At 68.0% G+C, this 440-nt stretch carries 1 protein-coding gene; it reads left to right on the forward strand.

The features are described 5' to 3' along the window. The first annotated feature begins 14 nt into the window (after nucleotides 1-14). Nucleotides 15-92, forward strand: a complete 78-nt coding sequence (locus tag O2V63_RS20700) for a flagellin (protein WP_269169360.1) — start codon at nucleotides 15-17, stop codon at nucleotides 90-92. Nucleotides 93-440: the final 348 nt, after the last annotated feature.

A 440-nucleotide genomic window follows, 5' to 3' on the forward strand; every position in this document is an offset into this window, starting at 1 on the left:
TCACCCGCACGCAGATCCTGACCCAGGCCGGCACCGCGATGCTGGCCCAGGCCAACCAGGCTCCGCAGGGCATCCTGCGCCTGCTGGGCTGATCCACCGGCACCACCTGAGCACCATCCGGTGAGGGGGGAGGCCCCGGCCTCCCCCCTCGCTGCTGCCCCGGCTCCGTCCGCCGGGCCGGCACAGCCGCGCCGACGCTCCACTCAGCTCCCGAAGACAATCCGGGTTTCAGGTCAACACCAGCCCGGTGCCCGCCGATCCTGGCACTGCAACACCCCGCAGCACGGATGCAGCGGATTCCCTGAAACCCACTTCCACGGAGGAACACCATGGGTCTGAGCGTCAACAACAACATCGCGGCGATGAACTCGTACCGCAACCTGTCGGTCACCGACAGCCAGATGAGCAAGTCGCTGGAGAAGCTCTCCTCCGGCTTCCGC

The organism is Modestobacter sp. VKM Ac-2977, assembly GCF_026968045.1.
Lineage (GTDB): Bacteria > Actinomycetota > Actinomycetes > Mycobacteriales > Geodermatophilaceae > Modestobacter.